The 21,942-nt window shown below is 55.3% G+C and carries 23 protein-coding genes and 2 pseudogenes; 3 read left to right on the top strand and 22 right to left on the bottom strand.

Annotation, left to right across the window (positions count from 1 at the left end; translation table 11 throughout):
- Positions 1-95 precede the first annotated feature (95 nt).
- From rpsG to fkpA, 7 genes are all read right to left on the bottom strand, one after another.
- A complete protein-coding gene (gene rpsG / locus ACQ86O_RS07330; protein WP_431224701.1) occupies positions 96-566 on the bottom strand; it encodes a 30S ribosomal protein S7 in 471 nt (156 codons plus the stop codon).
- A 96-nt stretch (positions 567-662) separates the two neighbouring features.
- The gene (gene rpsL / locus ACQ86O_RS07325; protein WP_025122329.1) at positions 663-1,037 is read right to left on the bottom strand and encodes a 30S ribosomal protein S12; all 375 of its coding nucleotides are present in this window, start codon (positions 1,035-1,037) and stop codon (positions 663-665) included.
- Positions 1,038-1,179: 142 nt separating this feature from the next.
- On the bottom strand, positions 1,180-1,467 hold the full coding sequence (gene tusB / locus ACQ86O_RS07320) for a sulfurtransferase complex subunit TusB (protein ID WP_431224700.1): 288 nt from the start codon (positions 1,465-1,467) through the stop codon (positions 1,180-1,182).
- A 9-nt stretch (positions 1,468-1,476) separates the two neighbouring features.
- Entirely contained in the window at positions 1,477-1,836 is a 360-nt protein-coding gene (tusC, locus tag ACQ86O_RS07315) for a sulfurtransferase complex subunit TusC (protein ID WP_431224699.1), read from the bottom strand.
- Between the two features lie 9 nt (positions 1,837-1,845).
- Positions 1,846-2,235 (bottom strand): sulfurtransferase complex subunit TusD, encoded by a 390-nt coding sequence (tusD, locus tag ACQ86O_RS07310; RefSeq protein ID WP_431224698.1) that lies wholly within the window; start codon positions 2,233-2,235, stop codon positions 1,846-1,848.
- The gene (locus tag ACQ86O_RS07305; protein ID WP_431224697.1) at positions 2,235-2,957 is read right to left on the bottom strand and encodes a helix-turn-helix transcriptional regulator; all 723 of its coding nucleotides are present in this window, start codon (positions 2,955-2,957) and stop codon (positions 2,235-2,237) included. Before ACQ86O_RS07305 ends, tusD begins: the two co-directional genes overlap by 1 nt.
- A 351-nt stretch (positions 2,958-3,308) precedes the next feature.
- Positions 3,309-4,160, bottom strand: a complete 852-nt coding sequence (fkpA, locus tag ACQ86O_RS07300; RefSeq protein WP_431224696.1) for an FKBP-type peptidyl-prolyl cis-trans isomerase — start codon at positions 4,158-4,160, stop codon at positions 3,309-3,311.
- Between the two features lie 305 nt (positions 4,161-4,465).
- On the opposite strand from fkpA, the gene ACQ86O_RS07295 reads away from it, so the two are divergent.
- Positions 4,466-4,693 carry a protein SlyX gene (locus tag ACQ86O_RS07295; protein ID WP_431224695.1) on the top strand — a complete coding sequence of 76 codons (228 nt, stop codon included), beginning with the start codon at positions 4,466-4,468 and terminating at the stop codon, positions 4,691-4,693.
- A gap of 42 nt (positions 4,694-4,735) precedes the next feature.
- Here ACQ86O_RS07295 and slyD read toward each other — a convergent pair whose 3' ends face one another.
- The 4 genes from slyD to kefG form a co-directional block, all read right to left on the bottom strand.
- Entirely contained in the window at positions 4,736-5,323 is a 588-nt protein-coding gene (gene slyD, locus ACQ86O_RS07290) for a peptidylprolyl isomerase (protein ID WP_431224694.1), read from the bottom strand.
- A gap of 219 nt (positions 5,324-5,542) precedes the next feature.
- The gene (locus ACQ86O_RS07285; protein WP_431224693.1) at positions 5,543-5,746 is read right to left on the bottom strand and encodes a YheV family putative zinc ribbon protein; all 204 of its coding nucleotides are present in this window, start codon (positions 5,744-5,746) and stop codon (positions 5,543-5,545) included.
- Positions 5,747-5,760: 14 nt separating this feature from the next.
- The gene (kefB, locus tag ACQ86O_RS07280; protein ID WP_431224692.1) at positions 5,761-7,569 is read right to left on the bottom strand and encodes a glutathione-regulated potassium-efflux system protein KefB; all 1,809 of its coding nucleotides are present in this window, start codon (positions 7,567-7,569) and stop codon (positions 5,761-5,763) included.
- A complete protein-coding gene (gene kefG / locus ACQ86O_RS07275) occupies positions 7,569-8,123 on the bottom strand; it encodes a glutathione-regulated potassium-efflux system ancillary protein KefG (protein ID WP_431225675.1) in 555 nt (184 codons plus the stop codon). Before kefG ends, kefB begins: the two co-directional genes overlap by 1 nt.
- Positions 8,124-8,377: 254 nt before the next feature.
- Between kefG and ACQ86O_RS07270 the strand changes: the two genes are divergently transcribed.
- A complete protein-coding gene (locus tag ACQ86O_RS07270) occupies positions 8,378-10,309 on the top strand; it encodes an ABC transporter ATP-binding protein (RefSeq protein WP_431224691.1) in 1,932 nt (643 codons plus the stop codon).
- A 4-nt stretch (positions 10,310-10,313) separates the two neighbouring features.
- Here ACQ86O_RS07270 and tauD read toward each other — a convergent pair whose 3' ends face one another.
- From tauD to ACQ86O_RS07225, 9 genes and pseudogenes are all read right to left on the bottom strand, one after another.
- Positions 10,314-11,162, bottom strand: coding sequence for a taurine dioxygenase (tauD, locus tag ACQ86O_RS07265; protein WP_431224690.1), 849 nt, complete (start codon positions 11,160-11,162; stop codon positions 10,314-10,316).
- On the bottom strand, positions 11,159-11,992 hold the full coding sequence (gene tauC / locus ACQ86O_RS07260; protein WP_431224689.1) for a taurine ABC transporter permease TauC: 834 nt from the start codon (positions 11,990-11,992) through the stop codon (positions 11,159-11,161). The genes tauD and tauC overlap by 4 nt, the downstream gene beginning before the upstream one ends.
- Positions 11,989-12,755, bottom strand: a pseudogene (gene tauB / locus ACQ86O_RS07255) (taurine ABC transporter ATP-binding subunit). The gene tauC and the pseudogene tauB overlap by 4 nt, the downstream one beginning before the upstream one ends.
- 9 nt (positions 12,756-12,764) lie before the next feature.
- Positions 12,765-13,760, bottom strand: coding sequence for a taurine ABC transporter substrate-binding protein (tauA, locus tag ACQ86O_RS07250; RefSeq protein ID WP_431224688.1), 996 nt, complete (start codon positions 13,758-13,760; stop codon positions 12,765-12,767).
- A 93-nt stretch (positions 13,761-13,853) separates the two neighbouring features.
- A complete protein-coding gene (locus tag ACQ86O_RS07245; protein WP_431224687.1) occupies positions 13,854-14,981 on the bottom strand; it encodes a Gfo/Idh/MocA family protein in 1,128 nt (375 codons plus the stop codon).
- Entirely contained in the window at positions 14,978-16,042 is a 1,065-nt protein-coding gene (locus ACQ86O_RS07240) for a sugar phosphate isomerase/epimerase family protein (RefSeq protein WP_431224686.1), read from the bottom strand. The genes ACQ86O_RS07245 and ACQ86O_RS07240 overlap by 4 nt, the downstream gene beginning before the upstream one ends.
- Complete coding sequence (locus tag ACQ86O_RS07235) at positions 16,039-17,115, bottom strand: Gfo/Idh/MocA family protein (protein ID WP_431224685.1); 1,077 nt, start codon at positions 17,113-17,115, stop codon at positions 16,039-16,041. Before ACQ86O_RS07235 ends, ACQ86O_RS07240 begins: the two co-directional genes overlap by 4 nt.
- Entirely contained in the window at positions 17,108-18,367 is a 1,260-nt protein-coding gene (locus tag ACQ86O_RS07230) for an MFS transporter (protein WP_431224684.1), read from the bottom strand. Before ACQ86O_RS07230 ends, ACQ86O_RS07235 begins: the two co-directional genes overlap by 8 nt.
- A gap of 91 nt (positions 18,368-18,458) precedes the next feature.
- On the bottom strand, positions 18,459-19,313 hold the full coding sequence (locus tag ACQ86O_RS07225; protein ID WP_431224683.1) for a GNAT family N-acetyltransferase: 855 nt from the start codon (positions 19,311-19,313) through the stop codon (positions 18,459-18,461).
- Positions 19,314-19,554: 241 nt separating this feature from the next.
- Between ACQ86O_RS07225 and ACQ86O_RS07220 the strand changes: the two are divergent.
- Positions 19,555-20,533 (top strand): annotated as a pseudogene (locus ACQ86O_RS07220) (LacI family DNA-binding transcriptional regulator).
- 1 nt (position 20,534) lies between these two features.
- Here the strand turns inward: ACQ86O_RS07220 and ACQ86O_RS07215 are convergent.
- Together ACQ86O_RS07215 and ACQ86O_RS07210 are read right to left on the bottom strand one after the other, a co-directional pair.
- Complete coding sequence (locus tag ACQ86O_RS07215) at positions 20,535-21,317, bottom strand: PhzF family phenazine biosynthesis protein (protein ID WP_431224682.1); 783 nt, start codon at positions 21,315-21,317, stop codon at positions 20,535-20,537.
- 10 nt (positions 21,318-21,327) lie between these two features.
- Positions 21,328-21,930: a LysE family translocator gene (locus ACQ86O_RS07210; protein ID WP_431224681.1), complete on the bottom strand. Its 603-nt coding sequence runs from the start codon at positions 21,928-21,930 to the stop codon at positions 21,328-21,330.
- Positions 21,931-21,942 lie beyond the last annotated feature (12 nt).

Raw genomic sequence — 21,942 nt, 5'->3', positions numbered from 1 at the left:
TGATTCCTCTATTGCCTTAGGCGTTCAAGTTCAGTTAAGCCAAGCGGGTTGGCTTTTAGAAGCGCCCACCTGGTTAGCATAACTACAGCAGGATATTACCAGCGGTAGTGGGCGAACGCCTTGTTGGCTTCTGCCATACGGTGAACGTCTTCACGCTTCTTAACAGCAGAACCTTTGTTCTCTGCTGCATCAGACAGTTCGTTCGCCAGGCGCAGAGCCATGGATTTATCACCACGTTTACGAGCAGCATCAACGATCCAACGCATTGCCAAGGCATTACGACGAACCGGACGAACTTCAACTGGTACCTGGTAAGTAGAACCACCAACGCGGCGAGACTTAACTTCTACAGTCGGGCGTACGTTGTCGAGAGCGACTTCAAAAGCTTCCAGGTGACCTTTACCAGAACGCTGAGCCAGGGTTTCCAGCGCGGTATATACGATCGTTTCTGCAGTAGACTTCTTACCATCTACCATCAGAATGTTTACAAATTTGGCCAACAGCTCGGATCCGAACTTAGGATCTGGCAGGATTTTACGTTGGCCGATTACGCGACGACGTGGCATGGAAATACTCCGTTGTTAATTCAGGATTGTCCAAAACTCTACGAGTTTATTTTGACATTAAAGTGAAAATGTTTGGCCTTACTTAACGGAGAACCATTAAGCCTTTGGCTTCTTCACGCCGTACTTGGAACGAGATTGCTTACGGTCTTTAACACCGGAGCAGTCAAGTGCACCACGGACGGTGTGGTAACGCACACCTGGCAAGTCTTTAACACGACCGCCACGGATCAGGATCACGGAGTGTTCCTGCAGGTTGTGGCCTTCACCACCGATGTAGGAAGTCACTTCGAAACCGTTAGTCAAACGCACACGACATACTTTACGCAGTGCGGAGTTTGGTTTCTTTGGAGTGGTAGTATATACGCGGGTACATACGCCACGTTTCTGCGGGCAAGCTTCCAGCGCTGGAACGTTGCTTTTAGCAGCCTTCACAGAGCGTGGTTTGCGAACCAGCTGATTAATTGTTGCCATTAAAAAGCTCCTGGGTTTTGCTTCGTTTCTTGCTTCGTAAACATGTGATAAATCCCCCGTATGCACTACTGGCAAAGTACGAGGACGCAGAATTTTAGGGCTGACCAGTAGAGGTGTCAAGAAATATACAACATTACACTCATTACCATGCCATTTGGCTGCGGTGCTTTTCGGTTAATTCGACGAAATGAGTATAACCGATGACCGCTATTTTGTGCGAAATATGACCAGCCAACCCTCTGGCATCCAGGTCATCCTGCAATGCAAAGAGAGAGATGGGGGCATTTAGCAGTAAATCAAGACTGGCGCTGCCGGTCAGGCCAGCCAGTACGCCATCCTGCAACAGCAACAAAGCGTCACCTTGTGCGGTGAGCCTTAATAACGCGGGTAAATCACATTGAGTTGGGGAATGGCTGAGGGTATACAGCATCAAAATATCCTAGAAAGTCATCACCACATCGTAGCTAGCCAGTTTTTGACGTAGGGCATCCGCTGGCAGAATCTCTGCCTCCAGCACCCAGTCAGTAACCTGCTGCAAGCCGCGCTCCTGCAAGGCGACTTCACAAAGGTAGCGATTTTCGATGTCATACAATGGCAACACGCCGAAAGTGGCGATGTAATCGCGGGCCAGGATCTTTTCCGGCTGCTGCCCAGGCAGCAATTGCAGTACGCCGTCGCCGATAAAGAACGCACCGATGTCCTCGCTCAGCGCCGAAGCCGCAAGCATTGCATCCAACCCTTCCCTGCCCGCAGCATTGCCATGCGGCCCCTGAGTAAAAACAAACGCAATTCGTTTCATCTTGCCCACTTAAAACTGCACCAGACGATCGCAGCTCAGCGCCGCTTCGGCCAACGCACCCAAACCACTGAGGGTAAACCCCGGCTGTAGATTGGCCGCCAACAGTTGAAGCTGCGACGCCTCTTGTCTGTCGGCCACGCCACGGCGCAAAGCCGCCGCCACGCAGACGTTCAGCTCAACGGTGTGTTGCTGCGCCAAGGTAACCCATGCGCGCACCAAATCGAACTCATCGTTTGCCGGAGAGGTCAGCTGATTGGCGTTCAGTACCCCCTCGCGATAGAAAAAGACGCTGGTAATGCGATGGCCAGCGGCCAGCAGAGACTGGGCGAACTGCCAGGCGCTGCTGGCTTGCTGAGTCCCATATGCAGGGCCGGTAACCAACAGACAGTAATTAAGCATTAGCGTTCATTACCCAGCAGATCGCCGCTTTTAAACTGGCGGATATACAGGTACACGGTGTGTTTGGAAATATTCAGGCGGTCGGCAACTTGGTTGATCGCATCCTTGATATCAAAGATGCCTTTTTCGTAGAGATTGAGCACGATCTGGCGATTTTTGGCGTTATTGGACACGTTACGATCGGCGTTAACCTCTTCAATGGTGAACTCCAGCGTCTGCGCTACCAGGTCGTCCACCGAAGAGGCAAAGTTGACCGAGGAGGCCACTTCTTGCGTCTCTGGCGGCATGAAGGTCTGTATTATCTGTGAGAACGGAACATCAAGGTTCATGTTGATACACAACAGACCGATAACCCGCTGCTCACGGTTACGGATGGCGATCGTCACCGACTTCATCAACACGCCACTTTTGGCCCGGGTAAAATAGGCTTTGGATACGCTGCTGTCATCGCCTGCCATATCGTGCAGCATACGTAGCGCCAGGTCGGTGATAGGCGAACCGATTTTACGCCCGGTATGCTCACCATTGGCGATGCGCACGGCAGAACATTTCAGATCTTCCAGTGAATGGAGCACGATCTCACAGTGCCCGCCAATCAGCATAGCCAGCCCATCGACCACGGCTTCGTACGATTTCAGGATTTCATGGTCCGTCTGACTAAACGGACGCTCATTCAGCAAATCAAGTTCGCTGGCTTCGCCGGATAAAAGCGAATTAGACATCGAAGATACCACCCTCATAGATCGTCTGAGCCAGGGGACGCAGCTAAAACTGCTCATGTAGCCGCTTCTGGAGGATAAACACAATCCGCCGACGGGGCAAAGAACAGTTTTAGGTACACGCCCTAAGGGGCAGACGCATGATTTATAAGCACGGACCGAGGATCTGACGAAACAGCCAGATCAGAGCCCATGCATTTACACATGACAATGACGTTAAGCCCGATGCCCCGCAGGCGTCAAGTAATCAGTAGGAGGGAGAAATAAAAGTTTCAGGAAATGTTGCCGTCTTGAGGTTGGCATAAATGACAATCGCCGCGAAGAATATCCGCGGCGATTGGGAAAACTACGGACTTATTTGGCTTTGGTATCAACTGGCGCTTCATCAGCCGCTTTTTCTGTCTTGTCTTCAGCTTTTGCAGCTGGCTTCACATCCAGCAGCTCAACTTCGAAGACCAGCGTAGAGTTCGCAGGGATACCTGGGACGCCAGTTTTGCCGTAAGCCAGGGCCGGTGGAATAGCCAGCTTGATTTTGCCGCCTTTCTTGATGTGCTTGAGGCCTTCGGTCCAGCCTGGGATCACACCGTCCAGACGGAATGACAATGGCTCGCCACGATCGTAAGAGTTGTCAAATACGGTGCCGTCGGTCAGGGTCCCTTTGTAGTTCACTACCACGGTATCGCTGTCTTTTGGCGCTTCACCCGTACCTTCTTTCTCTACCAGATACAGCAGGCCAGATTCGGTTTTCTTCACGCCTTTCTCTTTGGCGAAGGCGTCACGATATTTGGTGCCTTTATCTTCGTTCTCTTTCGCGTCCTGCTCCATCTTGGCCTGAGCAGACGCCTTCACGCGCGCTTCAAAACCTTGCAGGGTTTTCTCGATATCTGAGTCATTCAGTTTGCTCTGGTTGGCAAACGCGTCCTGAACACCAGCGATCAACTGATCTTTATCCAGCTTGATGCCCAGTTTTTCTTGTTCTTTCAGCGAGTTTTCCATGTAACGGCCAAGAGATGCGCCCAACGCGTAAGCAGCCTGCTCGTCATCATTTTTAAACTTGCCAGTGCTTGGTGCTTCTGCTGGCTTAGCCGTTTCAGCAGCGGCAGCGGCATCAGCAGGTTTAGCAGCATCTGCCGCCATAACGTGGGTCGCATTCAGAGCAAAGGCCATAGTGGTTGCCAGAAGCGTGACTTTAAACAAAGATTTCATCCATTTCTCCAGTGTCTGAAGCGGTGCCCCAAACAATTATCAAGTAAGTTAACCAAGCTACTATAGCTGCCTGAAACAAAACAAAACAGTCACACAGGTAACCAATCGCGCTAAGTTGTGACCGCGTATTGGCGCAGAAGTTTCCAATCTTCTTGCAGCCGACTGATAATTAATAGTTTTATTCACTCGTGGGCGCTATTAAATGTTTATGAGACGCCGCTTTGCGAAATAGCGCAGCACAAAACCAACGGCGACTGCTAACATAGCGCCAGAATTCACGGTTTAACAGTGCCAGAGGTAACGCCATGCACAACATAGACAACGAGAGCTTGCTACGGCGGCTGGAAGAGTTGGAAAGTCGCCAGGCTTTTCAGGAAGTAACGATTGAAGAGCTCAATCAAACCGTCGTGAAATATCAGCTCGAGATGCTGAAACTACAGGAGCATCTGCGCCTGCTGACCGACAAACTGCGCGCCACCCAACCTTCGATGATCGCCTCGCAATCGGAAGAAACGCCGCCTCCTCATTATTAAAAAAGGCCGCCGAAGCGACCTTTTTGCAGTAGCAGCACCAGATTAGTGGCAACCGCAACCACCGTTACCACCGCAACCGCCTTTCTTACCGTGCTCGTGGTCATGATCGTGATCGTGGCCATGACCGCCGCAGCAGCCTTCACCGTGCTCGTGGTGATGATCGTGCTCACCGTGGACATGCCCATGAGCCAGTTCTTCTTCCGTAGCTTCACGGATCGCAATCACTTCTACGTTGAAGTTCAGGTTCTGACCAGCCAACATGTGGTTGCCGTCAACCACAACGTGGTCGCCGTCCACTTCCGTGATCTCGACAGGAACCGGGCCCTGATCGGTATCAGCCAGGAAGCGCATGCCTACCTGCAGTTCGTCAACGCCCATAAAGACGTCTTTTGGTACGCGCTGCACCAGGTTTTCGTCATAGTTGCCATAAGCGTCATTAGCGCCCACGTTAACGTCAAAACGATCGCCAACATCGTGGCCTTCAAGCGCTTTCTCAAGGCCTGAGATCAGGGAACCATGCCCGTGCAGATAGTCCAACGGTGCACTCACCGGAGACTCATCAACCAAAACACCGTCTTCTGTACGTACTTGGTAAGCCAGGCTGACCACCAAGTCTTTTGCTACTTTCATGATATCTCCTACCGTTGGATACCCTTCTTACTTGAAGCTGCAGGGGTATTGGCTGTGGACGCTCACCCCAATCACTGACTTGAGCAAGCTCATGGGGACTCACGCCCTTGCCGCCTATCTGCAACTGCAAGTACTTTGAGTAAAATATAAATCGGTGGAGATTGTATCGGAAATCTACACCGCTGTACCCTTCAGCATAAAAAATCGCGGCGGATAACGCTACTCTGGATTGAAAATACCGATCACCTGCTCTTGCGGGCGAACGTGTTTTTCTACCTGTTGCTCGGTCTGGCGCTGATGGTGGCCGCACTTGACGCACTCGACCACCTCCACCTGATCTTCACGCCAAACTGCCAGGGTATCCATAGCGTTACAGCTCGGACAAACCGCTCCGGCAATAAATCTTTTACGTGTTGCAGACATCGTTATGCTCCGAATTATTCGTATTCATCCCAACCGTCAAATTGCCTTTTTTCTTTTTGCATTTCACGGTGGAAAAGTTCTTCCAGTTCGCGCCGGGCCTCTTTCACACGGGAAATCTGGGCCACATCGCCCTGATGCGGTGGCATCAGCTCACGCAACATGCGCATATCCAGCCGGCGGAAATGTTGCTGGGCACGATAAGCCTGATGAGGGTGCATTCCCAATTCAGCTAACGCCTTACGCCCCAGTTCCAGCGCACTGGAGAAAGTCTCCCGGCTGAACTGTTTCACCCCGGCCTGCAGCAGTTCATGAGCTTCTACACGCCCCCGCGCTCGCGCCAAAATGGAGAGATTGGGGAAATGCTGCTGACATAGATGGACGACAGCCAGGGTATCTTCCGGCTCGTTACAGGTAATGACAATGGATTTGGCTTTCTCCGCGCCCGCCGCCCGTAACAGCTCCAACTCGGTGGCATCCCCGTAGTAAACCTTGTAACCATAACGGCGCAGCACGCCGACTGCGCTAACATCGCGCTCAAGCACGGTAATACGCATCTTGTTGGCCATCAGCAGCCGGCCTATCACCTGCCCGAAACGGCCAAAGCCGACGATAATCACCTGCGGATCATCATCCTCCACATAGGGTGTTTCTTCGTCCTCATCTTTGGCGTTGTAGCGACGAGCCAGAATACGATCGACAATCTGCATCAACAGCGGGGTAGTCATCATCGAAAGTGTGACGATCACCAGCAGCAAGGCCAGTTGTTCGGAGTCCAAGACATGTTGCACCGAAGCGGCCGAAAACAGTACGAAGGCAAATTCACCGCCCTGGCTCAGTACGCTGGAAAACTGCAGGCGAACCGAACGCCGCAGGCCAAACACACGTGCCAGAGAATACAGCACACCTGACTTGACCGTGACCAGGATCAGTACACCCAGCAGCACTTCTGCCAGATGGGTGTAAAGCACCCCGATATTCAGCGCCATCCCTACCGAAATAAAGAACAGCCCAAGCAACAGCCCTTTGAAAGGCTCGATAGCAATTTCCAGCTCATGGCGGAATTCACTTTCGGCCAATAACACCCCGGCGATAAAGGTACCCAACGCCATCGACAGGCCAAGGGCATCCATAAACAGCGCGGCGCCCAGCACCACCAGCAGGGCTGCGGCCGTAAAAATCTCACGTACACCGGAAGAGGCAATATAACGAAACAGAGGGCGCAGCAGGAAGCGGCCACCAATCAGCATCCCGCCAAATGCCGCGACTTTCAGCGCGATTTTCGCCCAATCATCGCTGGTTCCCCCGCCTCCGGCCAAGATTGGGATCAACGCCAGCGCCGGGATCACCGCCATATCCTGAAACAGCAGCACCGAGAAGCCTAGCTGGCCGCCTTCGTTGCGGTTCATGCCCTTCTCGCGCATCATCTGCAATGCCATTGCCGTCGAAGACATCGCCAGGCCAATCCCGCCTATCACTGCCGCCTGCCAGGCAAAATGGCTGAAGTAAAGCAACGCACCCAGCACTGCCGCCGTGATCAACACCTGCCCGGCGCCCACGCCAAAGATCGAGCGGCGCAGTTCCCATAGCTTGCTCGGGTTCAGTTCCAGCCCGATGATAAACATCAGGAACACCACACCCAATTCGGAGAAATGCAGGATCTCATCCACGTCACGGATGAACCCCAACCCCCAGGGGCCGATAGCAATACCGGCAATCAGATAGCCTAAAACGGCCCCGATGCCCAGGCGGCGGGCAATTGGCACCGTCACCACTGCGGCAAACAGGAACAACAGTATGGCGGTCAGTAACGTTGAGCCTTCCATCACGGCCTCCCGATATGCGGCAATGGGTTACGCAGCCAATCCCCATAAGCGCTGGCATGGCTGCTCAGCACCTCCGGTTTCTGGCGGCGCGCCCAGTAAATAATGATTGGCGTCAGCCAGTGCATATGGCACATGGCGGCGGTAAGCTCAAAAGGGCGCAGAATATCTTCTATCGGATAACGGTTATAGCCCCCGGTACGGTAAGCCCCTTCCGGTTCTCCGGTGGTGATCACCGAGCGCCAGTACTTACCGGCCAGCGCATTACCGCCAACCCCACTGGCAAAACCACGGGACAAAACCCGATCCAGCCACTCTTTCAGCAAAGCCGGGCAGCTGTAGGTATATAAAGGATGTTGGAAAACAATGATCTGATGGTCGCGCAGCAGTTGTTGTTCGTGATGGATATCAATAAAAAAGTCAGGATAGTGCGCATACAAATCGTGCACGGTGACATGTTCCAACTGCTGTGCCGGTTGTAACAAAACCCGATTTGCTACCGAGTCTTGGGATTCCGGATGGGCATACAGCAGCAAAACCTTGGGCGGCTGCGACATCATTCCCCTCCAAAGCGTCGTCAGGGTGGCGGATTTCCGTTACCATGCAACGCAAAGACTAATAATAGGGCCGCATACCCGTCGTTTTTCAAGCTGCAGTGTTGTTACCTGCACTCACTCCCCCAGTCACTTACCTAAGTAAGTTCCAGGGATGAGGAAGCCGGGTGCCTAGCTGCAACGCGAAATCCATAAGGGATAGTGCCCTGTTAACTTAAACTCCATCAATTTAACATACTCTGAACATACGGCGCTTTATGATTGTTTTCTCCTCGCTACAAATCCGACGCGGCACCCGCGTCCTGTTGGACAACGCCACGGCGACGGTTAATCCAGGTCAGAAAGTCGGCCTGGTGGGCAAAAACGGTTGCGGTAAATCCACGCTGCTGGCGCTGCTGAAAGGCGAGATCGCCGCAGACGGCGGCAGCTTTACCTTCCCTGGCAACTGGGCCCTGGCCTGGGTCAACCAGGAAACACCGGCACTGGACGTGCCCGCCATTGAGTATGTTATCGATGGTGATCGAGAGTTTCGCCAGCTTGAAGCCGAATTGCAGTTGGCAAATGACAACAACGACGGCCACGCCATCGCCACGCTGCATGGCAAACTGGATGCCCTTGATGCCTGGACTATTCGCTCCCGCGCCGCCAGCCTGCTGCATGGCTTAGGCTTTTCCAATGAGCAGTTGCAAAGCCCGGTGCGAGCCTTCTCGGGTGGCTGGCGTATGCGTCTTAATCTGGCACAAGCTCTGGTTTGTCGCTCAGACCTGTTGCTGCTGGATGAACCCACCAACCACCTGGATCTGGATGCGGTTATCTGGCTGGAACGCTGGCTGAAAAGCTACCCGGGCACGCTGGTGCTGATTTCGCACGACCGTGATTTCCTCGACCCGATTGTCGATAAAATCCTGCATATCGAAAATCAGACCATCAACGAATATACCGGTAACTATTCGTCGTTTGAGCGCCAGCGCTCAACCAAGCTGGCACAGCAGCAATCGCTGTATCAAAGCCAGCAGGAAAAAGTGGCGCACCTGCAAAGCTACATCGATCGTTTCCGCGCCCAGGCCACCAAAGCCAAGCAGGCGCAGAGCCGTATCAAAATGCTGGAACGTATGGAGCTGATTGCCCCGGCGCACGTCGATAACCCGTTCAGCTTCAGCTTCCGCGAGCCGGAAAGCCTGCCAAACCCGCTGTTGCGGATGGAAAAAGTCAGCGCAGGTTATGGCGACAAAGTGATCCTGCAGTCGATTAAACTCAATTTGGTGCCTGGTTCGCGTATTGGCCTGCTGGGGCGCAATGGTGCCGGTAAATCGACGCTGATCAAAATGCTCGCCGGGACGCTGGAGCCGCTGAGCGGGGAAATCGGCCTGGCAAAAGGCATCAAGCTGGGTTATTTCGCCCAGCATCAGTTGGAATTCCTGCGCGCCGATGAATCGCCGCTACAGCATCTCAGTCGCATCGCTCCCCGCGTGCTGGAACAACAGTTACGTGATTATCTTGGCGGTTTCGGCTTCCAGGGCGATAAGGTCACCGAAGTCACCGAGCGTTTCTCTGGCGGTGAAAAAGCACGCTTGGTGCTGGCGTTGATCGTCTGGCAGCGCCCAAACCTGCTGCTGCTTGATGAACCGACCAACCACCTGGATTTGGATATGCGCCAGGCACTGACCGAAGCGTTGATCGATTTCGAGGGGGCGTTGGTGGTTGTTTCGCACGATCGTCACCTGCTGCGCTCCACCACCGACGACCTGTACTTGGTTCACGACGGCCAGGTGGAAGCGTTCGAAGGCGATCTGGACGATTACCAGCAGTGGCTTAGCGATTTGCAGAGGCAGCAGGCGCAGCAGGACGCCGCACCAAAACAGGACAACGGCAACAGTGCCCAGGCGCGCAAGGACCAGAAGCGCCGTGAAGCCGAGTTCCGCACCCAAACCCAGCCGCTGCGCAAACAAATCACCAAGCTGGAACAGCAGATGGACAAGCTGGGTGCCGAGCTGGCCGTGATAGAAGAAAAGCTGGCGGATTCGGCGTTGTATGACATCAGCCGCAAGGCGGAACTCACCGATTGCCTGCAAAAACAGAGCCAGACCAAATCCGCCCTGGAAGAGACGGAAATGACCTGGCTGGATGCGCAGGAACAGTTGGAAACGCTGACCCAGGCGTTTGAATCCGGGGAGTCACTCACTCAGTAATAACTTATCCGCGATAAAACGGCTTATCTCCCAAGATTGTCGCACGGTGCATAATGCGCCGCTGCGGCAGATAATCCGCGTTGGCGTAATGCTGCGTCACGCGGTTATCCCATATCACAATATCATTGGCCTGCCAGCGCCAGCGCACCTGAAACTCCGGCTTGGTGATATGCGCAAACAACATGTTCAGCAATGCGTCACTTTCCTTGCTGCTCAACCCCGTAATGCGGGTAGTAAACCCTTCATTGACGAACAGGGCCTGCTTGCCCGTCACCGGATGAGTACGGATCACCGGGTGCAACAACGGTGGGTTATTCCGTACCGCCAACTGCCAGCGCTGATGTTCTTCTTCACTGCCGCGATGTTTGTATTCCGGGAAGGATTTGGTGAAATCATGCTCCGCCTGCAACCCCGCCAACAACTGCTTAAACGGCTCGGATAATGCCTCATAGGCGGCGATCCCGCTGGCCCAGAGGGTATCACCGCCGGTGGTTGGTAACTGTTTGGCGGCTAAAATCGCCCCCAGCGGCGGGTTTTCAATAAAGGTGACGTCGGTATGCCAGTTGTCGTTATCCGGCGGGTTATCGTCATGGGTATCCAGTACAATAATCTCTGCTACATCGGGGGCCTGCGGATACACCGGGTGAATATGCAAATCACCAAAACGCCCAGCCAGTTCACGCTGCTGCAGTGGCGTGATAGGCTGCTCGCGCAGGAACAGCACCTGATGCTTAAGCAACGCATGGTAAAGTTGCTCAAACTGACCGTCACCCAGTGGGCGAGCCAGATTAACGTTTTCAACCAGCGCACCGATATAAGGCCCTAACGGACTAATCACCAGACGTTCATTCATTGCTGTACTCCATGCCAGGGGGTCAACCGACGCTGCAAGGCGCGCAGCCCCAATTCCAGACCGAATGCAATTATCGCAATCACGCTAATACCGGCTATCACCACATCGGTGGCCAAAAACTCTCCGGCGGACTGCACCATAAATCCCAGGCCACGCGTGGCGGCAATCAGTTCGGAAGCCACCAACGTTGACCAGCCAACGCCCAAGCCAATACGCAGACCCGTCAAAATTTCCGGCAATGCACTTGGCAGCACCACAAAGCGCAACAACTGCCAGCGACTGGCTCCCAAAGCCTGGGCTGCGCGAATTCGCACCTGCGCCACGCTGCGCACACCGGCCAAGGTGGAAAGCGCCACCGGGGCAAAAATCGCCAGGTAGATCAGCAGAATCTTTGAGGTTTCACCAATGCCAAACCAGATCACCATCAACGGCAGATAAGCCAATGGCGGCACCGGGCGGTAAATTTCAATCAGCGGATCAAGGATGCCGCACACCGTCTCACTCAGCCCCATCGCGATCCCCACGGGGACACCGATGAGCACCGCAGCCAGCAATGCCACCAGGATCCTGCCGAGGCTAGCAGCTAGATGCTGCCACAGCGTGGCATCCATAAACCCCTGCGGGCTGGCGATCACCATCAACTGATGTAACACCTGCTGCGGCGCAGGCAGGAATAACGGGCTGATAAGCTGCAATGCGGCCACCGCCCACCAAACCGCCAGTATGACCAATACGGTAACCGTACTCAGCCAGAGGCTGCGTGGCAGGGTGACACGAGGCCGCCGCACCGCCAATGGCAGCGAGGCTTTCAAAACGGAATGCAGGCTCATAGCAATGCCTCGCGCTGTTGGAATACCTTGCCCAGCACATATTCACGCTGTGCGATAAATTCAGGATCGGATTTGATTGATCGGCAAGCCTCGCCAGCGGCATAGCGCTGGCCAAAGTTCAGTGATAGCCGCTCGACCACCTGCCCCGGGCCAGGGAAAGTAGCAGCAGCTCGCTGGCAAGAAACACCGCCTCTTCAATATCGTGGGTGATCAACAACACCTGCTTGCCGGTATCACGCCAGATATTCAGCAGCAGTTCCTGCATCTGCTCGCGGGTGAATGCATCCAGCGCGCCGAAGGGTTCATCCAGCAGCAATAGACGTGGATCGGCGGCCAAGGCGCGGGCAATACCCACACGCTGGCGCATACCGCCGGAAAGCTGCCAGATGAACTGCTGCTCATAACCTGCCAGCCCCACGCGCAGCAACATCTGCTGCGCCACCTGGCGGCGCACTGGTTTGGACACTCCGGCCAACTGCAGGCCAAACTCCACGTTATCCACCACGTTGCGCCACGGCAGCAAACCTTCATGCTGGAACACCACTCCACGCTCGGCACCTGGACCGCTGACGGGCACACCATCCAGCGTAATGCAGCCCGCTGTCGGCGCAATAAATCCGGCGATCAGATTGAGCAGCGTGGTTTTACCGCAGCCCGACGGCCCCAGCACCACAACCAACTGCCCTGCGGCAATCTGGAACGACACATCGCGCAGTGCCGGGCGCCCCTGATATTCGGCGCAAAGATGGCTAACGTTCAGCATTCCAACCCCTTACGACTGCGGCGCAGCCTGTACCTGTTTGACAAAGCGGTCGGTCACATAAGCACGGTAATCACTGTCTACCTGGGGGATCTTGCCCTGCTGCTTAAGGAACTCGGCGGTATCGCGAATGGCTTTATCAACCGGTTGGCCCAGTTGCGAAATCTGCTCTGCCACGGGCAGATAGCGATTACCCTTCACCAGTTCCGGCACCTGCTCCTGCGGCACTCCACTGAGGCGAGCCAGCGTGTCGAGATTCTGTTGATCCTTCAGCCAGCGGTCTGGCTGGGCCAGATAGGCTTTCTGTGCATCAAGCGCGCTGGTTGCAAAAGCGGTCACCACTTCCGGGTGCTGCTCAGCAAAATCTTTACGCACCACCCACACATCCAGCGTTGGTGAACCCCATTGGCCGACCTGTGCGGAATCGGTCAGCACCTTGCCTTGCTTGGCCAGTTCATTGACCACCGGAGCCCACACGTAGGCTCCATCGATATCGCCACGCTGCCAGGCGGCCGCAATCGCCGGGGGTTGCAGATTGAGGATCGTCACTTGCTCAGGTTTTATGCCCCAGTGTTTCAAAGAAGCCAGCAGACTGTAGTGAGTGGTGGAAATGAACGGCACCGCAATGCGCTTACCGATCAGATCCTGGGGTGATTTGATGTCCTTCTTCACCACCAGCGCTTCAGAGCTACCGAGCTGTGAGGCAATCAGAAACACTTCAATGGGGAGCTTCTGGCTGGCAGCGACCGCCAGCGGACTGGAGCCGATATTGCCAATCTGCACGTCACCGGAGGCCAGCGCACGCAGCACGCTGGAGCCGCTGTCAAACTTGCGCCAGTCAACGGTAGCGCCAGACAGCTTGGCAAAGCTGTTTTCCGCCTGTGCCACTTTGGCCGGTTCGGCGGATGTCTGGTACGCCACGGTGACGTCCACTGCCTGGGCACTGGCCGCACCGAGCGATAAAGCCAACAGCACTGCACTGCGTAATGAGAAAAGTTTGCTCGCCATGATCCGCTCCGTTGATAAAGTTCTGCTCTGTGGCTAACAGTTTTATCTGAGCGAATCACGGCAATAAAGGAATAAAAAATTATTCTTTATTACTTATTGCGATAAAAATTCAACCCATGCCCCTCCGGCGGCACTGCTGCGCTGGGCGGCGTCGATAAACGCCATGCCTTGTACGCCAGTTTCAATCCCGGGCAATAAAGGCGCGGCTAACGGCCCCTCCCGCAGACGCTGGGCGGCTTCACGGTAAATCTGGCCGAACCCTTCCAGATACCCCTCAGGATGTCCCGCTGGCACCCGTGCCAACTGGCGATTCTCGCTGTACTGAAATGCAGCAGCCCGGGTAATACAGTAAGCCGGGGCATCAAAAGGCCGCATCCAAAGCTGATTGGGGTTTTCCTGGCAAAATTCCAGGCTGCCCTCACTGCCATAAACCCGCAACTTCAGGCCGTTTTCATGACCGCAGGCTACCTGGCTGGCCCACAGGCGGCCCTTCGCCCCATTGCCGTAGCGCATTTGTACCCGCACATCATCGTCCAACCTGCGCCCGGGAATAAACGACGTCAGCTCGGCACTAATCGCCTCCGGCAGCATACCGCTGACAAACTGCGCTAGCTGCCAGGCATGAGTCCCCACATCACCAATGCAGCCAGCACCGGCCTTTTCTGGCTGAGCGCGCCAACCGGCCTGCTTGTTGTCGGTCAATTCTACCGGCACTGCCAGCCACTGTTGCAGATACTCCACCTCAATAAAGCGGATCTCCCCTAACTCCCCTGCCAATACCCGGCTGCGGGCTTCGCGCACCAACGGATAAGCGCTGTAGTTATGGGTCAGGATCAGTTGCCTGCCGCTTTGGCGTACCGTTTCCGCCAGTTGCAGCGCCTGCTCATAGGAAGTGCATAACGGTTTATCGCAAATCACATCAATGCCAGCATTGAGGAACACCGTGGCTACCGGAGCATGCAAATGATTGGGAGTGACGATCGCCACTACGTCTATCCCGTCGGCTCGGGCCGCTTCCGCCGCGGCCATTTGGTTGAAATCTGCATAACAACGTTCCGGTTGCAGATGCAGTAAGGCCCCGGTACGTCTGCCATTTTGCTCATCGGAAGAAAAAGCCCCGGCAACCAGTTCAAACTCATCGTCCATTCGTGCTGCCAGCCGGTGCACTGCGCCAATAAATGCCCCCTCGCCGCCGCCAACCATACCCAGTTTCAATCTCATGATACGTCCTCCACGCCCAGCATAGCCCTTACCCGTGCGCGATCGGTGTCCACAGCGGCAAAGTCATCAAATGCCCGTTCCGCTACCGGAATAATATGGCGGGCGATAAATGCAGCACCTTCTCGAGCCCCAGCTTCCGGCGATTTAATGCAACATTCCCACTCCAGGGTAGCAACGCCAGGGAAACCGTACTGCGCCAACTTGCTGAAAATGGCCGGGAAGTCGATCTGTCCATCCCCCAGCGATCGGAAACGCCCTGGCCTTTCCAGCCACGGCTGATACCCGCCGTAAACCCCGCTGCGGGGGCTGGGATGGTATTGCGCATCTTTAACGTGAAATGCGCGGATGCGCTGGTGATAGCAATCGATAAAGCCCAGATAGTCCATCTGCTGCAAATGCAGATGGCTCGGGTCGTAAAGAATATGGCAACGCGGGTGATTGCCAACCTTGGCAAGGAAACGCTCAAAGGTCACGCCATCATGCAAATCCTCCCCTGGGTGTAGCTCGTAACAGACATCCACACCGGCGTGATCAAAGGCATCAAGGATCGGTAACCAGCGCTGCGCCAACTGATCAAAGGCCTCTTCCAGCAGCAATGCATTATGCGGTGGCCAAGGATAGAAATAGGGCCACGCCAACGCACCGGAGAAGGTGGCATGCGCGGTCAGCCCAAGCCGTTGCGAAGCCTGCGCCGCCAGCAATAACTGCTCCGTCGCCCAGGCTTGCCGCTGCTGCGGCTTTCCTCGCACAGCTTCGGGAGCAAAACCGTCGAACGCCAGATCGTAAGCCGGATGTACCGCCACCAGTTGCCCCTGCAAATGCGTCGAAAGCTCACTGATGCGGATGCCATGTTGCGCCAGCCGGTTTGTTATCTCATCGCAATAATCCTGGCTACGCGCCGCCAATGCCAGATCGAAGATCGCCGGCTCCAAGGTGGGGACCTGGATGCTGGTAAATCCAAGCCCGGCCGCCCATTGCGCCAACCCGTCCAACGAATTGAACGGAGCCTGCTCACCAATAAACTGGGCCAGGAACAACCCCGGCCCTTGCAGAGTTCTCATCCTTCTCCTCCCAATACCACCGTTCGTTGAGTGCGTACCGCTTCGTCCGCAGCCAGCACTACCCGCAAGCTGTTAAGCGCATCCTGCAGGTGCTGGTGCAGATCCGCCCCTTCCGCGATCGCCTGCAGGAAATAACGCTGTTCACTGAGGCAAAGAGCCAGGTGATCCGGTTCATCCTGGCAATCAATCCAGCGATCGCGCTGCTTAAAGCGGTTTTCTTCGTCTAGCTCGGCATAATGCACCCGCAAAGATTCGGTTCGGGTATGCCCCCCGACATCATCCGAAGCCCCCTCGGCGTGGCGAGCCACGATCGAAACCGCCCCACGTGGCCCGATAACATCCTTCACAAAATAGGCGGTTTCACTGATCATTGGCCCCCAACCGGCCTCATACCAACCGACCGAACCGTCGGCGAAACGCACCTGCAATTGGCCGTAGTTATACATGGCTTCCGGTAAGTCATCCGTCAGCCGGGCACCAATGGCGCTCACACTGACAGGTTCTGCCTGCGTCATCTGACACATCACATCCAGGTAATGCACCCCGCAATCCACGATGGGTGACAGCGACTGCATCAGGTTGCGGTGTACATTCCACATCTGCCCGTGGCTTTGCTGGTTGAGGTTCATCCGCATCACCAAAGGCTTACCTAAATCCCGCGCCAGCGCGACAAACTGCTGCCAGGATGGGTGATGGCGCAGAATATAGCCCACCACCACCTGCCGCCGTGCCAGCCGGGCAGCAGCAATGACGTTTTCGGCCCCCGCTACCGTGGTAGCAAGCGGCTTTTCGATAAACAGATGACACCCAGCGGCCAAAGCAGCCAATGCGTAAACGTCGTGGGTGTCTGGATAGGTCGTCAGGCACACAGCGTCTGGCATCGTTTGCGCCAACGCCTGCTCAAAATCGCTGAACGTAGGATAACCGCCGCCCAAACGCTGGTTAAGCACATCACGCGAAGCCCCTCGGGCCACCAGGCCGCAGATCTCAACGCCAGCCATGTGGTGATAAGCCTCCGCATGGGAAGCGCCCATATTGCCGCAACCCACCACCAATACCCGCAGATCAGCCATCTCGTTTCTCCCCTGCCGGAATATCCCGGTAATTGAAGGTGAAGAAGAACAACGCGGCAATAACCAGTGCGCCTATCGCCGGGAACCACCAGAAGTGCTGCCATTGTGGCAGTGCCGCTGCGCCCTCCGCCGTGACCCTATCGTTGAACAGCGCGCCGCTGATCTGCGAACCTATCAGCATGCCAAGGCCGTAGGTGAACAGCACCAGCAGGCTTTGCGCCTGGCCCTTCACTTTCTCGCCCGCCACTTTATCGGTATAGATAAAGCCGATAACAAAGAAGAAGTCGTAGCACATGCCGTGCAGGATAATGCCGATGTAAATCATCCAGCGCAGTTCTTCGGTAATGCCCAGTGCAAACATCAGATAGCGCAGAGACCAGGAAAGCATGCCGATCAGCAGCATCACCTTGATGCCCAGACGGGCAAACAGGAACGGGATCAGCAGCATGAAGAACAGCTCAGACATCTGCCCCAACGACATTATGCCGCTCACGTTGGTAAAGCCGGTCGCCGCCACGAACGGTGCGGCATAAGCGTAGTAAGCCGCCAGCGGGATCGAGATCAACATCGCGCAGATAATAAACACCAGGAAATGGCGCTGTTTGAGCATCGCGAAGGCATCGGCACACAGCAGATCGCGCATCGCTACCGGCTTGCCACGTTCCGGGGCCGGAGTATGGGGCAAGGTGAAGCTGTATATTGCCAACACCAATGAGGCAAAGGCCGCCAGCGTGAAAATGCCGGTGCTGTCAGAAAGACCGCTGGCACCGACGATCAACCCGGCGACAATCCAGCCAATGGTGCCAAACGCCCGCACCACCGGGAAAGCTTTCTCGCTGTTGCTCAGGCTGTAAAATGCCACGTTGTTGCTCAGGGCAATGGTTGGCATATAGCACAGCATATAACCGAAGATGATCCACAACAGCCCGCTCTGCCCTTCAGCAAAGAAGCCTGGCATCAACCACAGCAGCCCAGCCCCAATCAGGTGTAAAACCCCAAGCACTTTTTGCGAGGCAAAGAAGCGGTCAACCACCATCCCCAGCACAAAAGGCGACAGGATAGAAGCGATCGGCCCGGTGGAGTAGGCATCACCAATGATGGCGGCCAAACCGTACTTGCCCATCACCACGCCGAGCGTGACGTACCAGGCTCCCCAGACAAAAAACTGCAGGAACATCATCAGTGCCAACCGCGGCACCACCCATTTGAACGTGGTGCTTTTGGCCCCCTGGGCCAGGCTATCTGTTTGCATAACTCCCCCATCGGTACTTGTTGTTGTGTCTAACCGCTTTCCGGCAAGAAAGATGGCATAACCACCCCGCCGGGTTGCTGCGCCAGGCCTTTCACCTGTGCAAGATGTAATTCACAAATCCGTCCCCCCAGCGCAGCAGAACCTGGCTAAGTGCGGAACGTTGCGCTGGCACCAGCACCACCGGCGTCGTGCCGCGATGGTGGTGATCCAGCATCCAACTAAGTAATTCGAGGGCAATCTCTTCTCTATAGCAGCACCCAGGGCCCAGCATGCGTGAGGCCGGGTGCGCCACTGAAGCCAGATAACCGCCAATACGCCCATCCTGCTCCCACACGGCAACCCGCCATAATCCGCTGGTATCATTGAGGAAATAGTCAATATCGCACTGGCGCTCGATGCCCAGCAGTTCGCGTTCGAGCTGCAAGATGGCTGGCCGATCGGCCAGTTGGGCACGGCGCACCCGGCCCTGCGTCAGGCGCGGAAAAGTAAATCCCTGTGCAGGCACCGGGATCGCCATATCCTGATAAATCGCATAAGGGGTAAAACCTGCGCGGTGATAGAGCGAATAAGAATCCAGATTCAATGCGCTGGACAGCAGGCGCACCGGTAAATCACCTGCCAGTTCCTCGGCCTTGGCCAATAATCTGCTGGCGATACCTTTGCCAAAGTAATCGGGATGAACATTCATGATGCCCAGCCCCAGATGAGTTTCACGCGGGTGGAAGAAACAGGAACCGCAAATGACGCCCTGTTCATCACGGGCAACCCAGTGGTACCCGGCATCCAGTTGCTGGTAAACATCAACAAACAGGCCGCAGCTTTCCGCCTCGGCGGGGAATATCGCCCCCAACCCATGGCGCTGATACCAGGCATTGGTTGAACGCTGGATCAGAGTGGCGATCTCACTGCGATCGCCCGCTTGTGCTACCTGCAGCCATATGTCCATTTGCCACCTCTCTCGGGTAACTATTCGCTGAAATGTGGTTACAATCTAAAATGTAATCGATTTCATTTTAGTCATGAGCAAAATGTAATCGATTTCTTTATTTCGGCAACCGGATTAAGGGAGATAAAAGCATTCAGAGGATGAATTTGTAATCGCGGTCACAATCTGCCTGCGGGGATCGTACTTTTTATTGTGTTGCCGCATACTGTGCGTGGCAAACGGGCAAAAGGAACAGCAAACCATGTCGATTGAAAAGGTGGCGAAAATCGCTGGCGTCTCTGCCGCCACCGTCTCCCGGGTATTGAATGGCCAACAGATCGTCAAACCGGCAACGCGCGATAAGGTGCTGGCGGCCATCCGTGAATGTGATTACCAGCCAAACCTGCTGGCACGCCAGCTACGCACCTCCCGCAGCCGAATGTTGCTGGTGCTGGTTTCCAATATTACCAACCCCTTTTGCTCACTGGTGGTACGCGGTATTGAAGAAGAGGCCGAACGCCACGGTTACCATATTCTGTTATGTAACTCTGAATCCAACCCTACCCGCGAATCCGCCTACCTCAGCCTGCTAAGCGGCAAAGTGGTGGATGGGGTGATCACCATGGATGCCATCAGCTGTTTGCCAGGGTTGACCGCCATGATCGGTGACTTCCCTGGGTGCAATGCGGCGAGGGTGACACCGAATTCCGAGCCTCCTCCGTGACCATAAATAACTATGATGCCGCCAAAGCCTGCATACATCATCTGGCTGCCAAAGGCCGAACACGTATTGCGCTGATTAACAGCGATATGCGTTATCTCTATTCACAACAGCGGGAACAAGGCTACCGGCAGGCATTGGCCGATCTTGGGCTGGCTTATTGCCGGGTGGAGTATATCGAAGAGCTGGATTATACCGCTGGCGCCGAGGCTATGACCGTTCTGCTGGCAGACGGGCCACGGCCAGATGCCGTATTTGCCATCTCGGATGTGATTGCCGGGGGGCAATGAGCACTTTGCATCAGCAGGGTTTGCGTATTCCGGCGGATATCGCAGTAATGGGTTTTGACGGCGTGCCATTCGGCAGCGTCACCATCCCGCCACTGACCACCGTTGTACAACCGATGCACCAGTTTGGCGTGCGGAGCGTGCAGTTGCTGCTGGCTAAAATCAAAGACCAGCAGTTGCCTCCTTGCCACGAAATGCTGGATTGGCAACTGCTGGAACGGGGCTCAACCTGAATTACAGGGTGATTTCACCCCGTAAGAAGACTTGTGCGTCGCCGCCCAAAAGCGTGCGTTCCCCCTGCAGCTCGCAGAACAGCTCACCACCGCGTGATGATATCTGTTTGGCATGCAGTTGATGGCGGCCAAGGCGTGCCACCCAGTAAGGCATCAGCGTGCAATGTGCCGATCCCGTCACCGGATCTTCACTGCGATCCAGCGAGAAATAACGCGAGACAAAGTCCACCTCGTCACCCGATGCAGTGACGATCACACCGCAGCCAAAGTGGCCGATCAACGCCCCAATATCTGGCTGCAATGTTTTAACCTGCGCCTCGTTAGCCAACACCACCATCAATGCGTTAGCCTGCCACACTTCCTGCGGCTGGGCACCGAGCAAAGCGGCCAATTGGGCCGGTTCGGCGATTTTTTGTGGTGGCCGAGATGGGAAGTCCAGGATCAGGCGCTCACCGTTGGTTGCATCACGTCTGACGTACAGCTCACCGCTGGCAGAACGAAAGCGGATATCGCCTAACGCCGGATTGATCACATTTAACAGCACATGCGCCGTTGCCAGCGTGGCATGCCCACAGAGATCCACTTCCCGCGTTGGCGTAAACCAGCGGATCGCATGCATATCGCCATCTTCCCAGACAAAGCTGGTCTCCGGCAGTGACAGCTCATTGGCGATCGCCTGCATTTGCGCCGTTTCCAGCGGTTGTTTCAGCAGGCAGACACCCGCCGGGTTACCCCGCAGCCCGGCACCGATAAAAGCATCAACGTGAAAATAATTCTCTCTCATCCGCGTACCCTCAGTGCCAAATCAGTAAGACGCAGGCCGCCGTTAGCAACCCCATCGAAACGTTAAAGATAATCCAGGCTTTCTTGCTGCGCAGCAGGCGGCCAATCACCGTACCAAACCCCAGCCAAATCACGCCGGCCACGATATTCACCACCAGGATCCCAAAGGCGATCGCCAGAATGGAGTGATTGTATTTGTCACCTGCCAGGCTAAAGCTGGCTACTGCCCCCAGCGCCATCAGCCAGGCTTTCGGGTTCAGAAATTGCAGCAACCAGCCCTGGTAAAAGCGAACCGGCTTTGGCGGGGCGATATCGGTTTCCAGCTTTTCATAGGCCGCCGTAGCCACTTTCCACGCCAGCCACAGCAGATAGAGGCTGCCGAGGATTTTCAGGATCAGGTGCAAAGAAGGGTAAATCAGGATCAGGCCGCCGACGCCAAACGCCACCAGCACCAAGATGCTTTGCATACCAAGCATAATGCCGATCATCAGCCACAAAGAGCGCATAAAGCCAAAGTTGGCTCCGGAAGTGGTGAGTAACATATTATTTGGGCCAGGTGTAATGGCGGCAACCCAGAGGAAACCTAACATCGAAAGAAATAAACTCAGTTCCATGAAGCGGGTGCT

Origin of the sequence: Serratia sp. L9 (genome assembly GCF_050632285.1) — a bacterium.
GTDB lineage: Bacteria > Pseudomonadota > Gammaproteobacteria > Enterobacterales > Enterobacteriaceae > Chania.
Note: the sequence above shows the minus strand (reverse complement) of the source record. Positions and strands in the feature narration are given on the sequence as shown.